Annotated in this window: 16 protein-coding genes; 2 read left to right on the forward strand and 14 right to left on the reverse strand. The window is 58.5% G+C overall.

What is annotated here, in order from left to right:
• Positions 1-59 precede the first annotated feature (59 nt).
• The 14 genes from EYC79_RS08165 to EYC79_RS08230 all read right to left on the reverse strand — a co-directional run bounded on the left by EYC79_RS08165 (position 60) and on the right by EYC79_RS08230 (position 17,346).
• Positions 60-1,154 carry an LLM class flavin-dependent oxidoreductase gene (locus tag EYC79_RS08165; RefSeq protein ID WP_130977629.1) on the reverse strand — a complete coding sequence of 365 codons (1,095 nt, stop codon included), beginning with the start codon at positions 1,152-1,154 and terminating at the stop codon, positions 60-62.
• Complete coding sequence (locus EYC79_RS08170) at positions 1,151-2,869, reverse strand: dipeptide ABC transporter ATP-binding protein (protein ID WP_130977630.1); 1,719 nt, start codon at positions 2,867-2,869, stop codon at positions 1,151-1,153. Before EYC79_RS08170 ends, EYC79_RS08165 begins: the two co-directional genes overlap by 4 nt.
• Positions 2,848-3,693: an ABC transporter permease gene (locus EYC79_RS08175; RefSeq protein WP_112360859.1), complete on the reverse strand. Its 846-nt coding sequence runs from the start codon at positions 3,691-3,693 to the stop codon at positions 2,848-2,850. Before EYC79_RS08175 ends, EYC79_RS08170 begins: the two co-directional genes overlap by 22 nt.
• Positions 3,690-4,700 (reverse strand): ABC transporter permease, encoded by a 1,011-nt coding sequence (locus tag EYC79_RS08180; protein ID WP_130977631.1) that lies wholly within the window; start codon positions 4,698-4,700, stop codon positions 3,690-3,692. Before EYC79_RS08180 ends, EYC79_RS08175 begins: the two co-directional genes overlap by 4 nt.
• Positions 4,701-4,723: 23 nt before the next feature.
• Complete coding sequence (locus EYC79_RS08185) at positions 4,724-6,388, reverse strand: ABC transporter substrate-binding protein (RefSeq protein WP_130977632.1); 1,665 nt, start codon at positions 6,386-6,388, stop codon at positions 4,724-4,726.
• A gap of 350 nt (positions 6,389-6,738) precedes the next feature.
• A complete protein-coding gene (locus tag EYC79_RS08190) occupies positions 6,739-9,105 on the reverse strand; it encodes a molybdopterin guanine dinucleotide-containing S/N-oxide reductase (RefSeq protein WP_130977633.1) in 2,367 nt (788 codons plus the stop codon).
• Between the two features lie 39 nt (positions 9,106-9,144).
• Positions 9,145-10,518 (reverse strand): FAD-binding oxidoreductase, encoded by a 1,374-nt coding sequence (locus tag EYC79_RS08195; RefSeq protein WP_130977634.1) that lies wholly within the window; start codon positions 10,516-10,518, stop codon positions 9,145-9,147.
• A gap of 108 nt (positions 10,519-10,626) precedes the next feature.
• The gene (locus tag EYC79_RS08200; RefSeq protein WP_130977635.1) at positions 10,627-11,229 is read right to left on the reverse strand and encodes a 2-hydroxychromene-2-carboxylate isomerase; all 603 of its coding nucleotides are present in this window, start codon (positions 11,227-11,229) and stop codon (positions 10,627-10,629) included.
• Positions 11,226-11,810 carry a TetR/AcrR family transcriptional regulator gene (locus tag EYC79_RS08205; RefSeq protein WP_062423801.1) on the reverse strand — a complete coding sequence of 195 codons (585 nt, stop codon included), beginning with the start codon at positions 11,808-11,810 and terminating at the stop codon, positions 11,226-11,228. Before EYC79_RS08205 ends, EYC79_RS08200 begins: the two co-directional genes overlap by 4 nt.
• A gap of 9 nt (positions 11,811-11,819) precedes the next feature.
• Positions 11,820-12,884 (reverse strand): ketopantoate reductase family protein, encoded by a 1,065-nt coding sequence (locus tag EYC79_RS08210; protein WP_130977636.1) that lies wholly within the window; start codon positions 12,882-12,884, stop codon positions 11,820-11,822.
• 384 nt (positions 12,885-13,268) lie between these two features.
• Positions 13,269-14,126 carry an ABC transporter permease subunit gene (locus EYC79_RS08215; RefSeq protein WP_082546299.1) on the reverse strand — a complete coding sequence of 286 codons (858 nt, stop codon included), beginning with the start codon at positions 14,124-14,126 and terminating at the stop codon, positions 13,269-13,271.
• A complete protein-coding gene (locus EYC79_RS08220; protein WP_130977637.1) occupies positions 14,123-14,926 on the reverse strand; it encodes a taurine ABC transporter ATP-binding protein in 804 nt (267 codons plus the stop codon). The genes EYC79_RS08215 and EYC79_RS08220 overlap by 4 nt, the downstream gene beginning before the upstream one ends.
• Before the next feature lie 66 nt (positions 14,927-14,992).
• A complete protein-coding gene (gene tauA / locus EYC79_RS08225) occupies positions 14,993-16,006 on the reverse strand; it encodes a taurine ABC transporter substrate-binding protein (RefSeq protein ID WP_130977638.1) in 1,014 nt (337 codons plus the stop codon).
• A 257-nt stretch (positions 16,007-16,263) separates the two neighbouring features.
• The gene (locus tag EYC79_RS08230; protein ID WP_130977639.1) at positions 16,264-17,346 is read right to left on the reverse strand and encodes an LLM class flavin-dependent oxidoreductase; all 1,083 of its coding nucleotides are present in this window, start codon (positions 17,344-17,346) and stop codon (positions 16,264-16,266) included.
• A 445-nt stretch (positions 17,347-17,791) separates the two neighbouring features.
• Here EYC79_RS08230 and EYC79_RS08235 point away from each other — a divergent pair, with 445 nt between their 5' ends.
• Together EYC79_RS08235 and EYC79_RS08240 are read left to right on the forward strand one after the other, a co-directional pair.
• Entirely contained in the window at positions 17,792-18,757 is a 966-nt protein-coding gene (locus EYC79_RS08235; RefSeq protein WP_130977640.1) for an aliphatic sulfonate ABC transporter substrate-binding protein, read from the forward strand.
• A 62-nt stretch (positions 18,758-18,819) separates the two neighbouring features.
• On the forward strand, positions 18,820-19,605 hold the full coding sequence (locus EYC79_RS08240) for an ABC transporter permease (protein ID WP_245495231.1): 786 nt from the start codon (positions 18,820-18,822) through the stop codon (positions 19,603-19,605).

A 19,605-nucleotide genomic window follows, 5' to 3' on the forward strand; every position in this document is an offset into this window, starting at 1 on the left:
TTGTAGAAAATATTGCCAGCCTGTCTTCCGCGGGTGAAAACTCGGCGGCGTTGCTGTTCCTATGCGTGCTGATAGTGCATGGCCTGCCATCCCAGAGAGGGCGCGACTGTGGTGACGAAGTCCGTCAGCAATCTGATATTTTCGGGCAGCCCAAAGGCAGGAGGCAGGAACAGCACAAGTTCGTCTGCCGCTGCAAGGCCCGGATCGCTGAAAACCTTATCTATCACCTCATCCGGCTTGCCTTGAAAGACAGGAGAAATAATCGCGCCCGACGGTGGGGCGGCTGGCAGCAGCGCGCCCTTCGGGCGGGACGCGCCGATGCCTGCCGTGCGGCGCTCGAGGTCATAGGCTGCATAGGTCGCACGTAGTTCCGGGGTCGTGCTGACCAAAATGGATGCCGCCACGGCAACCGGCGGCGGCGTCGTCTTCCAGAGGCGAAGCCAGTGACTGCGATAAGCCTCGATGATCCTTGCCTGATAGTGGCCGAAGCTTTCTCCGTCCTCCTGATCGTGCAGGACCGTTCCGCAAATCAGGCCAATACCGAGTTCGGCGGCCTGGATCGCCGAGGCGATGCTGGAAGAGCCTTGCCGGATGCGGTTTCGCAAGGTGGGACTGTGTGGCGTAACGCGCAACTCAGCCCCTGGAGCAGCGCCTTTGTCCTTGTCCGTGACCGTGTGCAGCACATCCCCGGAGATGGCAGCGAGGAAGCGGGACTGACGGCGCTTTGCCTCTGTTCTGGCGTCTGTCTCGACGGCACCGAAAATCGCGTCGAATGCCCCGTTTGCTCCCGTCGCAAGGGCAATTTCCAGGCGCCCGCCGATCAGAAGATCGGTGGTGCCTGCCGCCTCGGCCAGAAGGATTGGGTCTTGGTAGCGCATGGGAATGACCGCCGAGCCAAGCGTGATGTGGCGCGTATGTTGTCCGGCGGCAGCAAAGAAGGGCAGCGGCGAAGACAGGTAGTGGTCGAAATGGCGTTGATAGGCCCAGCCGGATTGATAGCCCAGCCTTTCCGCCTGCTTGAACAGTTCGATACCCTGCCTCAACCCCTCCGCCGGTCCGTCATCGTCATTGAACGAGACCCGCGTATTGAAGCCGAGCCGCTGCTTTGGCCGGAAGGAAGCGGGAAGGTTGAGAGAGGGTGCCGCCATATTCATGCGGTGTACTCCTTCTGTCGGGCAGACCGGGCAGCCGGAGGAATGGACGTTCCAGCCGTGCCGGACGGGATCGAGTTCAAAAGCGACACAGTGTAGTCGTGCTTTGGATTGCCGAAGATGTCTGAAACGGTGCCGTGTTCGACGATGCGCCCCTTCTGCATCACCGAAACGGTATGCGCGAGCTGACGAACCAGCGCCAGATCGTGCGAGACGAAGACATAGGTCAGGCCGAGCTTTGCCTGGAGCGATAAGAGGACCTCGACAATATCGGCCTGGACGCTGACATCGAGAGCCGAGGTCGGTTCATCCAGAACGATCACGTCCGGTTTGAGAACGAGGGCGCGGGCGATCGCCACCCGTTGACGCTGCCCGCCGGAAAGGGCGGAAGGCTTGCGCTGTAGCAGATGCTCGCTCAAGCCGACATCGGTAAGCGCTTGCCTGATGGCGGCAGCGCGCTCTTGGCGCGTGCCGATCTGGAAACGATCCAGCGGCTCGCGAACGAGCTGCTCGACCTTCCATGTGGGATCGAGCGAGGTGAACGGGTTTTGATAGACCAATTGAAGATGCCGCCAGACGGATCGGAGCGATGAAACGTCCCTGCTTCCGATTACCTCTCCTGCGACAGTGATCGAACCAGTTTCCGGCTCGTCCAGCCCCAGCAGCAGGCGGATCGTCGTCGTCTTGCCGGAACCGGATTCGCCGACCAGCGCGTGGGTCGTGCCGGCGGCAACCGAGAAGGAGATGTTGTCCACCGCCGTCAAGATCTTGCCGTCGACGGAAAAGCGCTTGGTCACGCCGTTGACCGAAATCTTTGTCTTACCCTTATTGCCGAGGCGATCGAAGCCGGGATCGCGCAAGGTCGCATAGCGGCTCGGATTGAGCGCGGGAACATCGCCATGCAGCTTCCGGGCATAGGACGAGGTTGGTGAGGAGAAGACGGCAGATGTTCGCCCCGCCTCCTGCACGGTACCATTCTTCAGCACGATCAGGCTTTCGGCCCGCTCTCCTGCGATCGCAAGATCGTGGGTGATGAGCAGCATGCTGATGTTCAGATCTTCCTTCAGCCGGGATAGCAGATCGAGGATACGTTTCTGCACGGTGACGTCGAGCGCCGAGGTCGGCTCGTCGGCAACCAGAAGCGAAGGTCGTGGCAGAATGGCCAGAGCGATCAACACGCGTTGCAACATGCCGCCTGAAAGCTGGTGCGGATAGGACTCGAAGACGCGCTGCGGGTTGTCGAGACCGACTTTTGCCAATGTATCGAGGATGAGTGATTTGCGGGCTGCCGGGTCGGCTTGATCAGACAAGGCAGCAGCCTCCTGAGCCTGCGATCCGATCGTCCTCACGGGATTCAGTGCGTTCGCCGGCTCCTGCGGAACAAAGCCTATGTCACGGCCCCGAAGTGGCCTGAAACGACGCTCCGAAAGTCCGAGAATATCTTGCCTCTCAAAGAGGACACGACCGGAGGCGCTTGCCCCATTGGGCAGAAGCCTGAGCACCGCCTTGGCGATCGTGGATTTGCCAGAGCCTGATTCTCCGATCAGTGCGAGGCTCTCGCCCTGCCGGATATCGAAGCCGACATGATGGACGACTTCTTGCCGGCCATAGGAGACCGAGAGCTCTTCCACTTGCAGCAGAGATGTCGCCGGCACGCGTGTTGGAGCGGTGAAATCGGTTTTCTGAAAGACGGGTTTCAATGCGATTTGCGAAGCCATCGGCTGATCCTGTTTGCAGAGAGGACGGTCACGATCGTTACGAACGCGGGCGCATAAACGAGCCAGGGCCATTTAAGATAGTCCTTGCCGATCGAGATCAGCAGGCCCCAGTCGGAGGAGGGTGGTGGGTCGCCATAGCCAAGGAAGGCAAGGCTGGCGATGACGAGAATCGACTCGCCGAATTGCAGCACCGCAAGCGGCAGCATGGAGCGGGAGGCATTAGGAAGGACGTGACGAAGGACGATAAAACCACGCGAGCCGCCGAGCAGAAAGGATGCCTCCACAAAGGTTGCCTGACGCGTCTTGATGACTTCGGCGCGTGCGACGCGGGCAAAAAAGGCAATCGCCGATATGCCCGTTGCGATCGCAGCGTTGATGGTTTCGAAGCCGATGGCGGTGACGACGATGACAGCGAGCAGGAATTTCGGGATCGACAGCAGCACATCGACAAAGCGGGCAAAGACGACATCGACCCAGCCGCCGAAAAATCCGGCCAGAAGGCCGATCAGCCCTCCAATGACGACACCTATCACCACGGCTACGAGCGCGCTGGAGACGGATGACGCTGTGCCATAGACGACGCGCGAATAGACATCGCGCCCCAGATGGTCCGTTCCGAACCAGTGTTCCAGACTTGGGGCAAGCAGCTTGTTCGCCGGCACGCCGTTGATCGGGCTGTGGCTGGTGAAGAGCTGAGGCGCGACCGACCAGGCAATGACGATTGCGATGACCAGAAAGGAGAGGGCGACCGTCACAGGAATGTTGAGGTTTTTCAGTCTTTCCAGAGGGGTGGTGACGGGGATGGTATCGGAAAAGAGGCTCATGACTTTGCTCCTGCTTCCAATGTGGGTGAAGCCTCATCGCCAGCCCTCTGGCGGCGCTTGCGGTCGACGATGAGTTTCACCCTTGGATCGAGAAGCGGATAGAGGAGATCTGCGATCAGATTAACGACGACGAAGACGACAGCGCCGAGCGATACGATGGCTTGTAAAACCGGTAGGTCCTGCGTGCTGACCGACCGCTGCACCAGACTGCCGATCCCGGTACGGCCGAAGACGGTCTCGGTTATGAGCGAGTTGCCGAGAAGTTCGCCCACCGTCAGAGCGATGACGGTGACGACCGGGAGGGCTGCGGGTTTGAGAAGGTGGCTGGTAAAGAGGCCAGAAGGCGCAATGCCGCGGCTGCGGGCGACTGCTGCATAATCTTGCTCGGCTTCGTGATCCAGATTGGCGATCAGCACTTCGGCGATTTGCGCCGAAAATGGGATGCCGATGGTAACGGCAGCGAAGAAAGTCGCCCAGAAGCTGTCAGGCTCAATGACGCGGAACAGTCTGAGCTGAAAGCCGAAGAGATGGATCAGGAACAGCCCGATGACAAAATTCGGCGTCGATAGAAAAAGGGAGGGAAAGGCGCGAAGCAATCCTTGCCCGTACTTCTTCGGCACAACCTGCGTTCCGTAAGCCACGGCAAAGGCCAGGATCAGCGCAACCGTAATGCCCGAGGCGGCAAGGACCAGCGTCGAGGGCAGGACTTCGGCGATCAGCGTCGCAACCGGCCGATTGGAGCGCATCGACATGCCGAGATCGCCGGTCAGAAAGGCCGAAAGCGAGTTCCAGAGCTGGACGAGGATCGGCTTGTCCAGCCCCTGCGCCGTAATGATCTCGGCGATTTCCTGTTCGGTAAAGCCGTTTTGCGGATTGCGCAGCACGCTTGTGATCGGGTCGCCAGGCAAGATGCTGACGACCACGAAGGTGAAGACATAGGCCAGAAGGATGACGATGATCGCCTGGCCGAGCCGCTTCGCGGCGTAGGTAAGGTATGCATTGCTCATAACGTCACCTCCTGGCTTTCATCTCACTCGGACAGGTCGGAAAGATAGGCGGTGTAGTAGCTGGCATAGGCAATGCCGTTATACACTTCGCCCTTCAGCTTCGGTGACTGAACGTAGATGCGCTGAACGATCTGCGTCCTCGGAATGAAGTAGCCCTGCTCCAGGACATATCGCTGCAGCTCGTCGAGCAGCGGCTTGCGCTCTTCGATTGAGCCCGCACCGGCGATCTTGTCGCGTAGCTCGTTCAGCACGCTGTCGCGCTCATCCAGTGCAAACCAGTTTTCACCATTATTGGCATTGGTCAGGATGCTGGCGACCGTGCCTGCGTCAATGAAGCTGCGCGTGACTTCGTAAGCAGGAACCGCAGACCCGCCGAATTTGACCTTCTCGCCGAAGGTCACGACATCGTAAGCGCGGATATTAACCTTCCAGCCCACCTTGCCAAGCTGCTGGGCGATCAGCTCATCGACCGACTTGGAGGTTGCAAGATAGGGATTGGAGTGAAGGGTGATCTCCAGCGGTTTGCCATCCTTGACGCGCACACCGTTCGCGCCCTTGACCCAGCCCGCTTCATCCAGAAGCTTTTCCGCCTTGTCGGGGTTATAGACGAGCAGGTCACTATGGTCGGTCGCGCCTGGCACATTGCTTTGAATGAACGAGGTCGCGAGCTTCCAGTCCGGTGTATAAACGGTGTCGATGATCTCCTGGCGGTTGATCGCCGCCTGGAGCGCCTGGCGAACCTTCACATCGTCGTAAGGCGCAAGCTTGGTGTTGACTGCCCAGCCATTGACGAAGCCGAGGTAACGCGGCGTGGCAACGGTAAAGCCTTCCTCCTTCAGCGATTTCAGTTCCTGCGGAGAGGCATTATAGGCGACATCCGCCTGGCCGGACTGAACCGATGCCACGCGCAGCGACGGCTCTGAGACGAGCTTATAGGTAATGCTGTCGAGATAGGCAGGACCCGTATGGCCGACCGCAGCGGGCCCCCAGTTGTAATCCTTGCGCTTGACGAGGGTGACATGATCGCCCTCCTTCCAGCTTTCCACCACATAGGGGCCGCTGCCAACCGTTTTGCTGAGGTCCGCCTGGACGCTTGCAGGCTGGGCGATCGTCTTGGGAGAGATGAGGATCGAGCCGTGATAGCCGAGCGTCGGAATGAAGCCGAGCGTTGGCTTTTTGAAGAAGACCTTCACCGTTTTCGCATCCACGGCTTCGGCGCGGTCATAGGTCTTGGGGAAGAGACCGATAGGGTTGATGCCTTCGTTCTTGCGGCCCGCATACCAGATGTTGAGATTGGCAACGACGGCATTGGCGTCCAGAGGCTCGCCATCCGAAAAGGTCACGCCGCTCTTCAGGTGAAGCGTGAACTCCGTCGCCGTGTCGTTCTGCTCCCACGTCTCAGCGATCCACGGGCTTACCTTACCCTCGGCATCGACATAGACGAGCTTGTCGGTGACATGGCCCCAGATGTGGCCCTGAAAGCTCGATATGGCGCTGTTGTTGGGAATCCATGTATCGCCGAGGGAGTCGATGAGGAATGTGATATCGCCGCCATCATGCGGGCGGTCCGCTGCCTGTACTGGCAGCGGTGCCGTGGCCGAAAGGAAGAGCGCCGCGGAGGCTGCGATCGACGCCGTGACCAGCAGCTTGCGTCGGGAAAAAGAAGGCAGTGAGAGATGTCTGACCATGATGTAGTCCTGAGTGAAATATTGAAAATCTTGGGATGATCTGGCTGTCGAACGGCCCCGCAAAGCATGCGAATGTCCGTCCCCGCCGCACACGCGACGAGACGTCGAAAGCCTGTCGATGAAAGGAAGAGCGTGCTGTTAGCGCTGGCCAGAACGTGTCGAACGCTTGCCAGCGTCTAGAGCGCGCCCGCTTCTACATAGTTCGGTCATGAGCAGCCCCCTTGCGTTGATCTGTTTATCTTGACGCCTAATCTAACAGCGAGGCGGCAGAGAGAAAGACTGGTTGTTCTTTTTCTATAGTTTTAGGGGATTAATTTGCCGCCGTTTTCGCTGCTGGTTGGATTGCTGTTTCAGCGTCGGCTGGAACCAGTGCTGGCCGGCTTTGACGCGTATCGGCGTGAGACCGCCAATTCCTCGCCGCCTGGTGCGAAAGTGATGGCCTCGAAAATTGTCACCCTCGGCGGTTCGCCCGCATAGCGCTCGACCTCGACCCTGGCGATCTGTCCAGTCGAGCCCTGTGCGAGTTTCGAGGTGCCGATATCGCGGGTCAGAATGTTGGGGTTGCCGTGGATGCACATCGTCCGCTTTGCCGCGGGATCGTCCGGCTCAAACCAGGCGCCCGTCGAAAGCTGCAGAACGCCTGGCATCACGTCTTCGCTCAAGAGCGCGCCTACAAGGCAACTGCCTCTTGCATTGAAGAGCCGGACAATATCGCCCTGCGAAATACCGCGTCGGCTGGCGTCCTCCGGGTGAATACGTACGGGCTCCCGCTCTTTGATCTTGGTGGAACGGCTGTAATCGCCATAGTCGAGCTGGCTGTGAAGCCGCTGCCGGGGCTGGTTGCAGACGAGGTGGAGCGGATAGAGATTAGCTTCACCGTCCGTTTCGCTTCGCGCCGGGAACCAGCGCGGATGGCCCTTGCAGTCGTCGTAACCGAAGCTCTCGACCGTACTTGAGAAGATTTCGATCTTTCCCGAAGGTGTCGGAAGTGGCGCGGCCTCCGGATCTGCCCGAAAGGCCTGGGCCGGGCCACCATCATCAGCTTTTGTCGGCAGGACAAGCTCGCCGCGCTGCCAGAATGTTTCGAAATCCGGCGCGTCGTGCCCCTGCGCTTCCAGCGCCGAGCGGGTTGTTTCGTAGAGAAAGGCCAGCCATTCGCGGCTGCTGCGGCCTTCGGTAAAAGCATCTGACTTTCCGAGTTGCTGGGCGATTCCGGCGAAGATATCGTAATCGTCTCTTGCCGCACCGACGGGATCGATCAGCCGTTTCATTGCAATCATCAGGGGGTCGCGGTCTGCAGCGCCGATATCGTCACGTTCCAGCGTGGTTGTGGCCGGAAGCACGATGTCGGCATGTCGCGCCGTCGACGTCCAGGCAGACTCGTGAACGATGATCGTCTCGGGACGCTTGAACGCCGCACGCAGGCGATTGATATCCTGATGGTGATGAAACGGATTTCCACCCGCCCAATAGACCAGACGGATATCCGGATAGCGTAAGGAGTGGCCGTTATAGTGAAACTCTCCGCCGGGATCGAGAAGCATGTCCGCGATCCGGGCGCAGGGAATGTAATCTGCCATCGGATTTTTGAACTGGTTGAGTGTAGGTAGAGGAACGGCCAGCAACGTCTTGCCGATATTGCCAAGCGCGCCGAGCGAGTAGGAGAAGCCGCCGCCATCGAGCCCGATCTGGCCGAGCATCGCTGCCAGCACGATCCCCATCCACACCGGCTGCTCGCCAAAATCGGCTCGCTGGAGCGAGTGACTGACGGTGATCAGGGTGCGGTTGCTTGCCATTCTCCACGCAAGGGCTCGGATCGTTTCAGCATCGATCCCGCAGATCGAGGCTGCCCAGTCCGCGCTTTTGGGCCGGCCGTCCTCTCTTCCCAGAAGATACGTCTCAAACGTGTCGTATCCGATGGTGCAGCGTCGAAGAAATGCGTGATCGTGCAGCCCTTCGGTAACAAGCGTGTATGCCAGCCCGAGCATGAGCGCGACGTCCGTGCCGGGTTTGACCGCAAGCCATTCGGGGCTTAGTTCGGTTGCAAAGTCGTCTCTTAATGGGCTGATGGAGATGAAGCGCGCGCCCCGTTTGCCAGCCCCGCCCAGCGTCTGTCGGACCGTATGCTTGCTGATACCGCCGCCATGGACATCGGCATTCTTGATCGCCATGCCGCCAAAAGCGACGAGAAGCTCGGTGCTGCGTTCGATGGCGTCCCAGGTGACGCTCTTGCGATCGAAGCTGTCATAGGGACCGAGCACATGTGGGATAATCACCATCGCGGCCCCCGAACTATACGTGTTCACGGATCGTACATAGCCGCCAAGCACGTTCAGAAAGCGGTGGATTTGGCTTTGGGCATGGTGAAACCGTCCTGCACTCGACCAGCCATAGGAGCCACCGAAAACGGATGACGGACCATGCGTTTCATAGATGCGGCGAAGTTCCGCGGCGACAAGCGCCTCGGCCGTTTCCCATGACACTTCGACGAATTCGTCCCCACCACGCCGTTGCGTGTGGGTGCGATCTTGCTCCAACCATCCACGCCGGACGGCTGGCCGCTGGATGCGCGCTGGGCTGTCGGCGACGGCAGACAGATTACCAAGCAACGGTGATGGGTACGGATCCTTATCATGGGGCCGAACCTCTAAACGACCGTCATTTATCCGCCCAGAAAACGCGCCCCAGTGGGAGCTGTGGGGTTTAAAGAGATCCATCACTGCACTCGCTTTTCTCAGAACGGTCGCGGCTGCGTCTCACGGCAGGATCTTTCCGGGATTCATGATGCCGGCGGGATCCACTGCCCGCTTGATGACGCTCATCAGATCCACGGCATCGCCATGCTCCTCGCGAAGATAGGCGATCTTGCCGGTTCCCACACCATGTTCTCCGGTCGATGTGCCGCCCACCGAGATCGCGTGGCGAACCATTTTCTTGTTGATTGCAGCGACTTCGACGAGTTCTTCCGCGTTGTTTGGATCCACGGCAAAGACAACGTGATAATTGCCGTCGCCGACATGGCCAAGGATCGCAGTGGGAACCGTGCAGTCCTTTAGAAGCGCTCGTGTCTCCAATATGCAGTCACCTAACCTCGAAACGGGGACGCAAACATCCGACGACCAACCCTTGGCGTTCGGCCGTTGCGAAACGACGGCGTAGAAAGCATTGTGGCGGGCCTTCCACAGTCGGTTACGCTCTTCCGGCGCATTCGCCCACTCGAAATCCTTGCCGCCATTCTCCTCGACAATGGCCGAGACCAGCTCGACCTGTTCCGCCACACCTGCCGGTGAGCCGTGAAATTCGAAGGCGAGCGTGTCCTCGATCTTCATATTCAGCCCCGAATAGGCATTGACGGCCTTGATCAGGCCGCGGTCCATCAACTCCATGCGGGCGATGGGGATACCGAGTTGAACGATCTGAATGGCAGAGGCGACGGCCTGTTGCACATCCTCAAAGGAGCAGAGCGCCGCGGATATGGTCTCCGGAATCCCGTACAGACGCAACGTTACCTCGGTGATGATTCCAAGCGTCCCCTCGGAACCGACGAACAGGCGGGTCAAATCATAGCCGGCGGAGGATTTTCTCGCGCGGCCGCCGGTTTTGATGATCTGGCCGTTCGGGAGAACGACAGTCAAGCCGAGCACATTTTCTCGCATGGTGCCGTAGCGGACCGCATTTGTGCCAGAAGCACGCGTTGCAGCCATGCCGCCCAGCGAGGCATTGGCGCCAGGGTCGATGGGGAAAAACAAGCCAGAGTCCCGTAGATAGGCGTTGAGTTGTTCGCGCGTCACCCCAGCTTCCACCGTGCAATCCAGATCTTCCGCGCTGACGCGCGTTATCTTCGACATGCGCGACAGGTCGATTGATACGCCACCTCTGACAGCTGAGAGGTGTCCTTCCAGCGATGTGCCAGCGCCGAAAGCGATAACCGGGATATTCTCCGATGCGCAAAGCTTGACGATCTCAGACACTTCAGCGGTTGTTTCGGCAAACGCAACAGCCGCGGGAAGCGCTGCGGCATGGTGGGCCTCCCCACGTCCGTGCTGCTCTCGCAGAGCAACCGATGTCGAAAATCTGTCACCAAGAAGAGCGTGAAGGGCTTGCAACAGAGCGGGCGAGAGTGACGTCATGGGTTGCTTTCCGGAAGAGCCGCGCGGCGCGTCTTACGGAGGCGGCATGCGGGAGGGTCATGTTTTATAGGCAGGCGGGAGCGCCGCCTGCCTCATCTTGTCTGAGGCTCAGGCAGCGAGCCGGTCGCCCTTGAGATGGCGTTCAAGAAAATGAAGGCTGTCCTGGCCCCAGTAGAGTTCGTCCTCGTAGCGATATGTGGGTACCCCAAACACGCCGGCAGATTTCGCCGTCTCGTAACTTGCTTTGCGAAGGTCTGCGATCGCGCCGCTCTGACTCCGCTCTTCCAATGCCGCGGCATCAAAGCCTGCGGCACTTGCGATCGCAAGACGCACTTCAGCGCTGCCAATATCCTCGTCTCGCACCCAAAACGCCTCCTGAAACGCCAGGGTTAAGGCGAGCCAGTCCTCGCCGGCTTCAAACGCGGCCACGACAAGGGCGCCCGCGGGTGCGGGATCGGAAAGACCTGCACGATTGTCGAAGCTCAGTACCTTTCCACGCAAAGCCGCCCAGCGCTTGAGATCCTTCGTCCAATAAGCACGGCGAACTTCGGGCCGATTGCGGGAGTAGATCCCTCCATTTTCTTCGATCAGTGGAATAACATGGGGTCGTATGTTGACGTCGTATTGAGCCGCGAGCGCGGCAAATGGCTCGAGTCCAATAAACGCCCAAGGCGAGCCGATGCTAAAGAAGTAGTCGATCGTCTTCGTCATAAAGAGCTGCTTTCAATCGAGGGAGAGGGGGGAGAGGCTGTATCGAAAACGGAAAGAGCGCAGTCGCGAGCAAGCAAGACTGGCTGCGGATCTCGTCCGACGGCAACCGTTGCCAGCGCTCCCTCGTAGAGAAGCGCAAGGTGGGCGGCTGTCAGTTCGTCTGCGATCCCCGCTTTGCTCAGGATCGTGGAGAAAATGCCGCGAACCACGGCTTTGTGGTGCCGCGCGACCGAACAGACCTTGTCGGATTCGCCGTGCTCGGCTACGGCCAGAGCAAAGGCGCATCCTCGAAAATCCGGGCTGTCTGCTTTTTCATGGAGCCGCTCGAAGATTGAAACGATCTGTGCTCTGGGTGGCAAGGCGGAGGAAACCACCTCATTCAACGACTGGATGACCCGGTCATGACGCGCCGATAGATAGGCGGCAACAAGGTGATCCTTGGAAGGAAAGTGCCGATAAAGCGTTGCTTTGGCAACGTTCGCCTCTTCGATGATGCGATCGATACCGACGGCCCTGATGCCCTCGCGATAGAAGAGACCGCCCGCTGCGGCGATGATTTGGTCCGATATGGCTTCTCTCATTGTATTGCGTCACGCTGCTGGATTGAAATTACGGGAAACGGTGGGCTCCTGCTGTGTTCTCAGTCCTACGGGCAACGTGTCTGAGTCTTGATTGAGTAGTGCAATAATCGCCTCCAGCGCCAGGGGCTCTGTAAATTGCGCCTTCTCGGCAAGTTGACCTGCCAAGCGTTGAACTGCCTCGTTGTACGGCGTCGCAACGCCGTGAAGCCGGCCAAGAAGCACGATCTCGCCATTGAGAAAATCGACTTCACTCGATGCGCCGCGCGTAAAACTCTGCCACGTGGATTGCTGGCCAGGGGAGACGCCGCTGCCCGGCGCAACGCGCCAGTTGGAAATGTCTATGCGGCGTTCTGACGGCGAGGCGAGGGAATAGCCTCCAGCCTGAAGCGCCTGCGTTGCCTCATTGACAAGTGCGGTGCCGATATCTTCGCGGAGATCCGGCTTGCCGTCAAACAGCTCAAGAGCGTTCCGGACATTGTGAAGGAGCTTTGCTGCCTTCCATCGACGGATATCGCTGGTGGCTTCGGCAAGATATCCTGCTTTGGTCAGATCCTCTGCGATCTGGTCGCTCAGCGCATCGTGCCCCACCGGAAACCGCCCGACCGTGGCAATACCAAGCTGCGGGTCTCCCGCGACAGCGACCGTGCCAGTTCGCGTAAAGAGGGCTGGGGTCAGAATGCTCGCCCCGTAAACATTGGCAAATGTTCGAAGAGCTGCGGCTTCTGTTGCAAGACCGTTCTGGAATGTGACGATCGGCAAGGACAATGACGCCGGCAGGCGTGAACCGGCGACGTCGCGCCATGACCAGAAGGCGAGCGCGCTGGCTGCATCCTGGGACTTGACCGTGAGAAGGAGAATGTCATCCTTTCGCAGCTCTGGCGGCTCTTCTAGATCAAATGCGGAAAGGTCGATTTGGCGCACACCGTCGGGCCTGCGAAATGTCAGACCATGCTGCTTTATATGCCTGATCTGAGCACCCCGCCCGACGAGAACGTAGTCGATGTCGGACAAGGCGAACTGGGCAGCGAGGCTTGCGCCGACTGCGCCAGCCCCGATGATGATATAGCGTGACATTTTCGGCCTTCTCCCTCATGGGCGGTCGGTTGGATAAGACAATGTCTACGACCGCACTGCCCAGGTAGGAAGACCGGTCATTCCTTTTTTCTATTAATCCTGTAGAATATTATTTCCCGAACCGATTTTTCTCTTAGGGCACGAGTTTTGTCGCCAAGACTTGTCTGTGCGTTTGCTCTTGTCGGATATGCACGCGGACTCCGCCTCCCTCGCGGAGACTATTCGAGAGAGGACCAAGGCACTCACATCTTGCAGGCGCGGTGGGCAAGATAGCGCTCAGGTTGAACTGTCCGGGAACGTCGTCTCCAGGAGAGTTACAACGCCTTGGGACGTGAGCCAATCCAAGGCGGCGACCACTCACAAACCTGATAGCGCCCTGTTTCATCAGCGCCTGCGTAATGGATCGGCCCATGGCACGAAGCGCCGCTCTATAAGTCGAGCAAGCCATTCGAGTGCGAAGGCAATGATGGCGATCACTACAATTCCCGCTATGACAATATCGGTGACCAGGAACTGCGCAGCCGATTGGATCATGAAGCCGAGGCCGCGGGTGGCTGCTACCAGTTCGGCTGCCACAAGTGTCGACCAGCCAGTCCCAAGCGCAATGCGGATGCCGGTCAGGATCGACGGCACGGATGCAGGCAGCAAAACGCGTGTCAGGACCTGGGTGCGGGTGGCGCCGAAGGCACGGGCGGCATTGACGAAATCCTTTGGCACGGCTTTGACACCTGCACTCGTCGACAGGATGATCGGTGGCAGCATGGAAAGGGCAATCACCGTCACCTTCGAGGCTTCACCGATGCCGACCCAGATGATGATCAGCGGAAGGTAGGCCAACGGCGGTAGAGGCCTGAGGAACTCGACGATCGGGTCGAGAACGCCTCGACCGACGCGACTGAGAGCAATCAGCAGGCCGACGGGAATACCGAGGGACAGGGAGACAGCCAAGGCGCCAAGCACGCGCCCGAGACTTGCAGCAAGGTGCTCCAGCAAAGTGGAGTCTACAAATCCCGTTGTGAAGAGCGTACCGAAGGAGGCCGCGACAACTGGCGGAGAAGGCAGAAAGACTGGGGAGACGACGTTGAGGGCAGACGCTATCCACCACGCTCCCAGAAGCGTGAGGCCAGTGAGAATCGAAATGGCGAGGGTTGGAACGCGCAGGCGCGATTGCCAGGCTTTGGGCTGTCCGGTCACGGAATGGCTTTCTGCTTTGATCTTTGCGGTGTCGGCAAGGAGCGTCATGCTGCGAGTTCCTCATCTGCCGTATCGTGAATGAGCGCCGTCAACCCGTCATGCATGCTGCGGAACAGCGGAGACTGACGAACTTTGCGCGGATCGACACCGGACAGGATTTCCTCGGCGAAGCCGCTTTCGAGGATGGTGCCGATCCGGCCGGGATTTGGCTGTAGCACGACAATGCGGGTCGCCAGCAGCAAAGCCTCTTCGATGCTGTGCGTGATCAGCAGAGCGCCGGACTGGCTCGTCTTCCAAATGTCGAGAAGGAACAGTTGCAGTTTTGTACGTGTCAGGGCATCCAGTGCGCCAAGCGGCTCGTCGAGCAGCAGGAAGCTTGGTTCGGCAGCAAGCGCCCGGGCAATGCCGACGCGTTGGCGCATCCCACCCGACAGTTCCCATATGCGCCGGTCGCCAGCACCGTCAAGGCCAACGCGGATCAGGAGATCATTGGCGATCTTGCGGCGCTCCGCAGGCGGCACGTTCTTGAGCGATAAGGGGAAGGCGATGTTATCCCGGGCATTCAGCCACGGATAAAGTGCGTCGTCTTGAAAGACGACAGCTCTCTCTACTCCTGGGCCGGATATCGGCCTTCCGTCGAGCAAAATAGTACCCGATGTCGGAGCTTGGAAACCGGCTGCCAGATTGAGGAGGCTCGTCTTACCGGAACCCGACCGGCCGATGACCACAACAAATTCACCGCTGGTGATCGAGAGATTGATACGCTCCAGAACGTGAACATCGGGTGCTGCTTTGCTCCGGCCGGGGTAGGTCAGGCTGACGGTGTCAAAGGTGAGGCGACTGGGCATGGATTTCCTCGCATTACAACTGGAAGAACCGGCACGGCATGCCGGTTCTCAGGTAGGCTCAACAGATCAGAAGGACAGCTTTGCTGCGTCCTGAACCCAGTGCGGAGAGACGTACGCGCTATAGTCGTCAAGTGTCGCGGGGATCTTTCCTTGCTCCTTGAGGAAAGCCGAGGTCGCCGCAACAGCCTTGACCGTTCCGCCGCCCAGCAAGTCGGCGCCAGCCTGCTCTTGAAGTGTGGGGAAGATATAGCCTTTCAGGAGTGCGGCAACCTCTTCCTGTTTGGCGCCGGTAAGGCGGGCGATCTTCGCAGCTTCCGGCGATGTCGCATTCCAGGCTTCAGGGTTGGCGCGGTAAGCGGCAGTCGCATCACCCGTCACCTTGACGAAGGCTTTGACAAGATCAGGATGCGCGTCGGCAAAGCTCTTGCTGACAATCCATGCGTCGAAGGTCGGCCCGCCCCAGTTGGCGACATCGGCGGATGTGGCAAGTACCGTGCCGGTTTTCTTTATCTCGGAAAGTACCGGGTCCCAGACATAAGCACCATCGATATCACCGCGCGCCCAGGCTGCGGCAATTTCCGGCGGGCGGAGGTTGAGGATGTTCACCGTCTTCGGATCGATGTTCCAGTGCTTCAAGGCCGTCAGCAGGCTGTAATGGGCCGTCGATACGAAGGGCGTCGCAATCTTTTTTCCTGCTAGATCTTCCGGCTTGGTAACTCCTCGAACGGCAAGCGCTTCCGCCTCACTGATGAGACCGACGAGAGCAATCGTTTCAATCGGCAATTGGCGGCTTGCGGCAGCTGCCAGCGGTGAGGAGCCGACGTAACCAATATCGATCGAACCGGATGCAATCGCGGCGATTACATCCGCGCCACCATCGAACTTCTGCCAGTTGATCTTGGCTTTCGTCGCTTTTTCGTAAGTGCCGTCCGCCTGTGGCACACGGGATGGCTCGACGATCGGCTGGTAGCCGATATTGATGGTCGTCTCGGCACTCCACGCGGGCGTGGCGAGGAAGGAAGTGCTGACGGCAGAGGCTGCGATAAGAGCGGCGAAAGCGCGGCGGGAAAGCTTTGTCATGAGCGGTTCTCCATGTGATATCTCATGACATTCAATTTATGAAATCTATTCATTTTATAGAGATATGAGCGACCGCTTATCGCTTTATCTTTGGGCGTAACATTCTAAATTCTCGGGGATCTGCAGGAGAAATTTTGCAACACCGCACTCGGTGGCAATACTTTGGCGCGCATGCCCCGATGATGGGTAGCGGGATCGGATGGAGTGCGCCGTAGCGAATAATCCCGAGGCGTTATCAACCTGTTGGAGATCAATCCTCATTCCTGCTGGTGAGTTTCGAGTAGCGGGAGAAGCTCTTTTCCCTGCCGCTCAATCTCTCTCAGATAAGGCGTATCCGATAATATGAATTTCGTGATGCCGAGGTCTCGGTACTTATTGAGGGAAGCAGCGACATTCACCGCCGACCCGACGAGCCAGGTGGTTGCGGCTCCACCGCCGCCGACGCGTCCCGGGGCTGTATAAAGGTTATCGTCGAGCACATCACCTTGTTGTTGCAGATCGTATAATCGCTGCTGGCCCACCGCGACGGACTGGAGATGATCGTTCCAGCGTGCACCGCTCCCTTTTGCCATTTCGGCGACCCTGTCTTCCGCATCACGCCAGGCTTCCGCGGTCGTGCTTCGAACGACAGTGGTGATACGCAGGCCAAATTCCAGTGGCGGCAAATCGCGGTCCAGCCGTTTGCTGAGGTCCTTCAGTCGCTCGATACGGTCCTTTATGGATTGCAGTGGTTCGCCCCAGAAAAGCTGAACATCCGCTTCCGTTGCCGCGACCTGTTCCGCAGCATCCGAGGCACCGCCAAAGTAGAGCTTCGGATGCGGGCGACCTTCCCTCTTAGTGATCCGGGGCTGAGCAGTTGAGTTGGAAAGCTGAAAGTGCTTCCCGTGGAAATTCACACTTTGCTCGGTCCAGAGCCGTCGTACCAGCCGCATGAATTCCTTCGTGCGGGCGTAACGTTGTGCCTGATCGCCTTCACTGTCTCCATAGGCGGCGAGATCATCTCGACCTGAGACGATGTTGATGCGAAGGCGTCCGCCCGACAGTTCATCAAGAGTTGCTCCCGCGGAGGCAAAGTGCGCTGGCTGCCAATAGCCTGGGCGAATGGCAGCCAGTGGTTCGAAGGTTGAGGTTTGCGCTGCGAGCGCTGTGGCAACCGTAAATGTGTCCGGCCGGCCCCAACCAGTTCCGATCAGCGCGCCTTTCCAGCCGTTTTGTTCCAACGCCTTGGCGTGGGAGGTCAGGGTGGCGAGGCTGTTATGATCGGCTGATGCAATGTCTCCCCGGTGGCCAGCTTTCGTGTCGTTTGGAATGTACCAGAGAAATTCGCTCGCGCCGCCCATGCCGTCATCCCGAATGTCATTATCTGTGAATTTCGTGAGGTGAGTTGCCTCACATTGAAAGCATTCCAGACGACAGGCAGAGCAACCAAGCAGGGCAATCCAAATTGGTGAAGGTGAGAGGAAAGTAATTTGCTTTGTCAGAGCCTTCGCAGTAAATTCTACCGATTTTATATGGTTTGGTGGCAATCGCTTCGACGTCGGCGTCAAGTTGCGACGATTGCCCGCTGCCCGTGCACCTGAGCAGCCGTCAGAGCGTCGTGCGAGGGTCCACTAATAGATCGACGCATGCGCTTTTCGAAAGTCGATCTTCCGATAACGGCAAAATATCTCTGAGACCGCTTTGCGACTGCTTTATTCTAAAGCCCGTACAAACTTTAGAAAGGGGCACCTTTCAGAAGTTGATTAAAATCATAGATTGACTTCATTGTTTTAAAGGGAGCAGACGATGAAGGTTGTTTTGGGATTGGCGCTTGGTCTTTTGGCATCCGTGACGACCTTTGGTCAGGCGCTGGCGGCCGAGCTTTCTGAGATACGCATCGATTGGGCGACCTATAATCCTGTCAGTCTGGTGCTGAAGAATGACGGTCTGTTGGAGAAGGAGTTCAGCAAGGACGGCATCAAGGTGACCTGGGTGCAGTCCGCGGGCTCCAACAAGGCGCTGGAGTTCCTTAATGCCTCATCGCTGGATTTCGGCTCGACCGCAGGTGCTGCCGCTCTCATAGGGCGCGTCAACGGTAATCCCATCAAATCGGTCTATGTTTATTCCCGTCCTGAATGGACGGCGCTTGTGACCCGGAAAGACACCGGCATTGCCAAGGTGGCGGATCTGAAGGGTAAATCCATTGCTGTGACACGCGGAACTGATCCGCATATTTTTCTGGTCCGCGCTTTGGCGGAAGCTGGCCTTTCCGAGAAGGATGTCAAACTTGTGCTTCTGCAGCACGCGGATGGCAAGCTGGCGTTGCAGCGTGGGGATGTTGATGCCTGGGCCGGTCTCGATCCGATTATGGCCTCGGCTGAGGTGGAGAACGGCGATGTCCTGTTTTATCGCAAGCCAGAGAACAACAGTTGGGGCATTTTGAATGTTCGTGAAGCGTTTGCGAAGGAACATCCCGAAGTCGTTTCCCGCGTGATTGCTGCCTATGAGGTCGCGCGTAAGAAAGCGATCGCCGAGCCCGGTGTTCTGAAGGCTGCGCTGGTGACTGCAACGAAACTGCCGGATAGCGTCATCGCAAAGCAGCTTGAGCGTACCGATCTCAGCCATTCCAGGATCGGTGACGAGCAACGGGAGACCATCGAGGCGGCAGGCATCGCCCTGCAACAGGCGGGCGTGATCAAGACGGATGTTGATGTAAAGAAAGTGACAAGCGACTTGATCGATCCAACCTATGGTAGCGCGCTCGGCCAATAGGGAGTTGTTCAATGGCGTTGGCCGATTTGTGGCGGGCGGACAGTCAGAAGAAAGAAACCGGGATGCGTGCGATACGCGTCCCGGTTCTCGACAATCCAGTTTTCGGCCTGATATTTCCATGCATTCTCCTCCTCCTATGGGAGGGTCTGGTCCGTTCCGGACTTATCGAGGGACGGTTGATGCCGCCGCCGTCGCGCGTCTTCCAGACCATCGGCGAACTTGCATCTTCGGGCGAACTGGCAGGTCACATTGGCATTACGCTCTGGCGTGTCGCGGTCGGTTTTTTGGCAGGCGCTGCTTTTGGCACAGTCATCGGTGCCGTCACCGGATATTCACAGCGTTTGAGCCGTCTACTCGACCCAACGCTGCAAGCGCTTCGCGCCATTCCATCCATTGCCTGGGTCCCGTTGTTTATACTGTGGTTTGGGATATTCGAAGCATCCAAGGTCGCGCTGATTGCCGTCGGTGTCTTCTTTCCAGTCTATCTCGGCGTTTACGGCGCCGTTCGTGGTGTCGATCGTAAGGTGGTGGAAGTCGGTCGAATATTTCGTCTGTCTGATTTCCGACTTGTGCGGCGTATTCTTCTGCCTTCCGTCTTGCCGGACTATGTGCTGGCACTTCGGGCCGGTCTCGGGCTTGGCTGGATGTTCGTGGTGGCTGCGGAGTTCATGGGTGCTTCGAACGGGCTTGGCTATCTTCTCGTGGATGGGCAGCAACTGGGCAAGCCCGACCAGATTCTGGCTGCGATCCTCATTTTCGCTGTCTTCGGAAAGTTGACGGACACGCTGCTGATTGTCGGTAGCGCGCCTTTTGTTCGGTGGCATGATCACCACGGCCGGAAGAGATAA

Source organism: Agrobacterium cavarae (genome assembly GCF_004310285.1).
In the GTDB taxonomy this organism is placed as follows: Bacteria; Pseudomonadota; Alphaproteobacteria; order Rhizobiales; family Rhizobiaceae; genus Agrobacterium; species Agrobacterium cavarae.

Coding starts and splice junctions, on each gene's coding strand:
- EYC79_RS08165 (WP_130977629.1), bottom strand. CDS start 1,154: ATGAATATGGCGGCACCCTCTCTCAACCTTCCCGCTTCCTTCCGGCCA.
- EYC79_RS08180 (WP_130977631.1), bottom strand. CDS start 4,700: ATGAGCAATGCATACCTTACCTACGCCGCGAAGCGGCTCGGCCAGGCG.
- EYC79_RS08215 (WP_082546299.1), bottom strand. CDS start 14,126: ATGACGCTCCTTGCCGACACCGCAAAGATCAAAGCAGAAAGCCATTCC.
- EYC79_RS08195 (WP_130977634.1), bottom strand. CDS start 10,518: ATGACGTCACTCTCGCCCGCTCTGTTGCAAGCCCTTCACGCTCTTCTT.
- EYC79_RS08230 (WP_130977639.1), bottom strand. CDS start 17,346: ATGGGCGGCGCGAGCGAATTTCTCTGGTACATTCCAAACGACACGAAA.
- EYC79_RS08175 (WP_112360859.1), bottom strand. CDS start 3,693: ATGAGCCTCTTTTCCGATACCATCCCCGTCACCACCCCTCTGGAAAGA.
- EYC79_RS08190 (WP_130977633.1), bottom strand. CDS start 9,105: ATGGATCTCTTTAAACCCCACAGCTCCCACTGGGGCGCGTTTTCTGGG.
- EYC79_RS08170 (WP_130977630.1), bottom strand. CDS start 2,869: ATGGCTTCGCAAATCGCATTGAAACCCGTCTTTCAGAAAACCGATTTC.
- tauA (WP_130977638.1), bottom strand. CDS start 16,006: ATGACAAAGCTTTCCCGCCGCGCTTTCGCCGCTCTTATCGCAGCCTCT.
- EYC79_RS08235 (WP_130977640.1), top strand. CDS start 17,792: ATGAAGGTTGTTTTGGGATTGGCGCTTGGTCTTTTGGCATCCGTGACG.
- EYC79_RS08210 (WP_130977636.1), bottom strand. CDS start 12,884: ATGTCACGCTATATCATCATCGGGGCTGGCGCAGTCGGCGCAAGCCTC.
- EYC79_RS08200 (WP_130977635.1), bottom strand. CDS start 11,229: ATGACGAAGACGATCGACTACTTCTTTAGCATCGGCTCGCCTTGGGCG.
- EYC79_RS08185 (WP_130977632.1), bottom strand. CDS start 6,388: ATGGTCAGACATCTCTCACTGCCTTCTTTTTCCCGACGCAAGCTGCTG.
- EYC79_RS08220 (WP_130977637.1), bottom strand. CDS start 14,926: ATGCCCAGTCGCCTCACCTTTGACACCGTCAGCCTGACCTACCCCGGC.
- EYC79_RS08205 (WP_062423801.1), bottom strand. CDS start 11,810: ATGAGAGAAGCCATATCGGACCAAATCATCGCCGCAGCGGGCGGTCTC.
- EYC79_RS08240 (WP_245495231.1), top strand. CDS start 18,820: ATGCGTGCGATACGCGTCCCGGTTCTCGACAATCCAGTTTTCGGCCTG.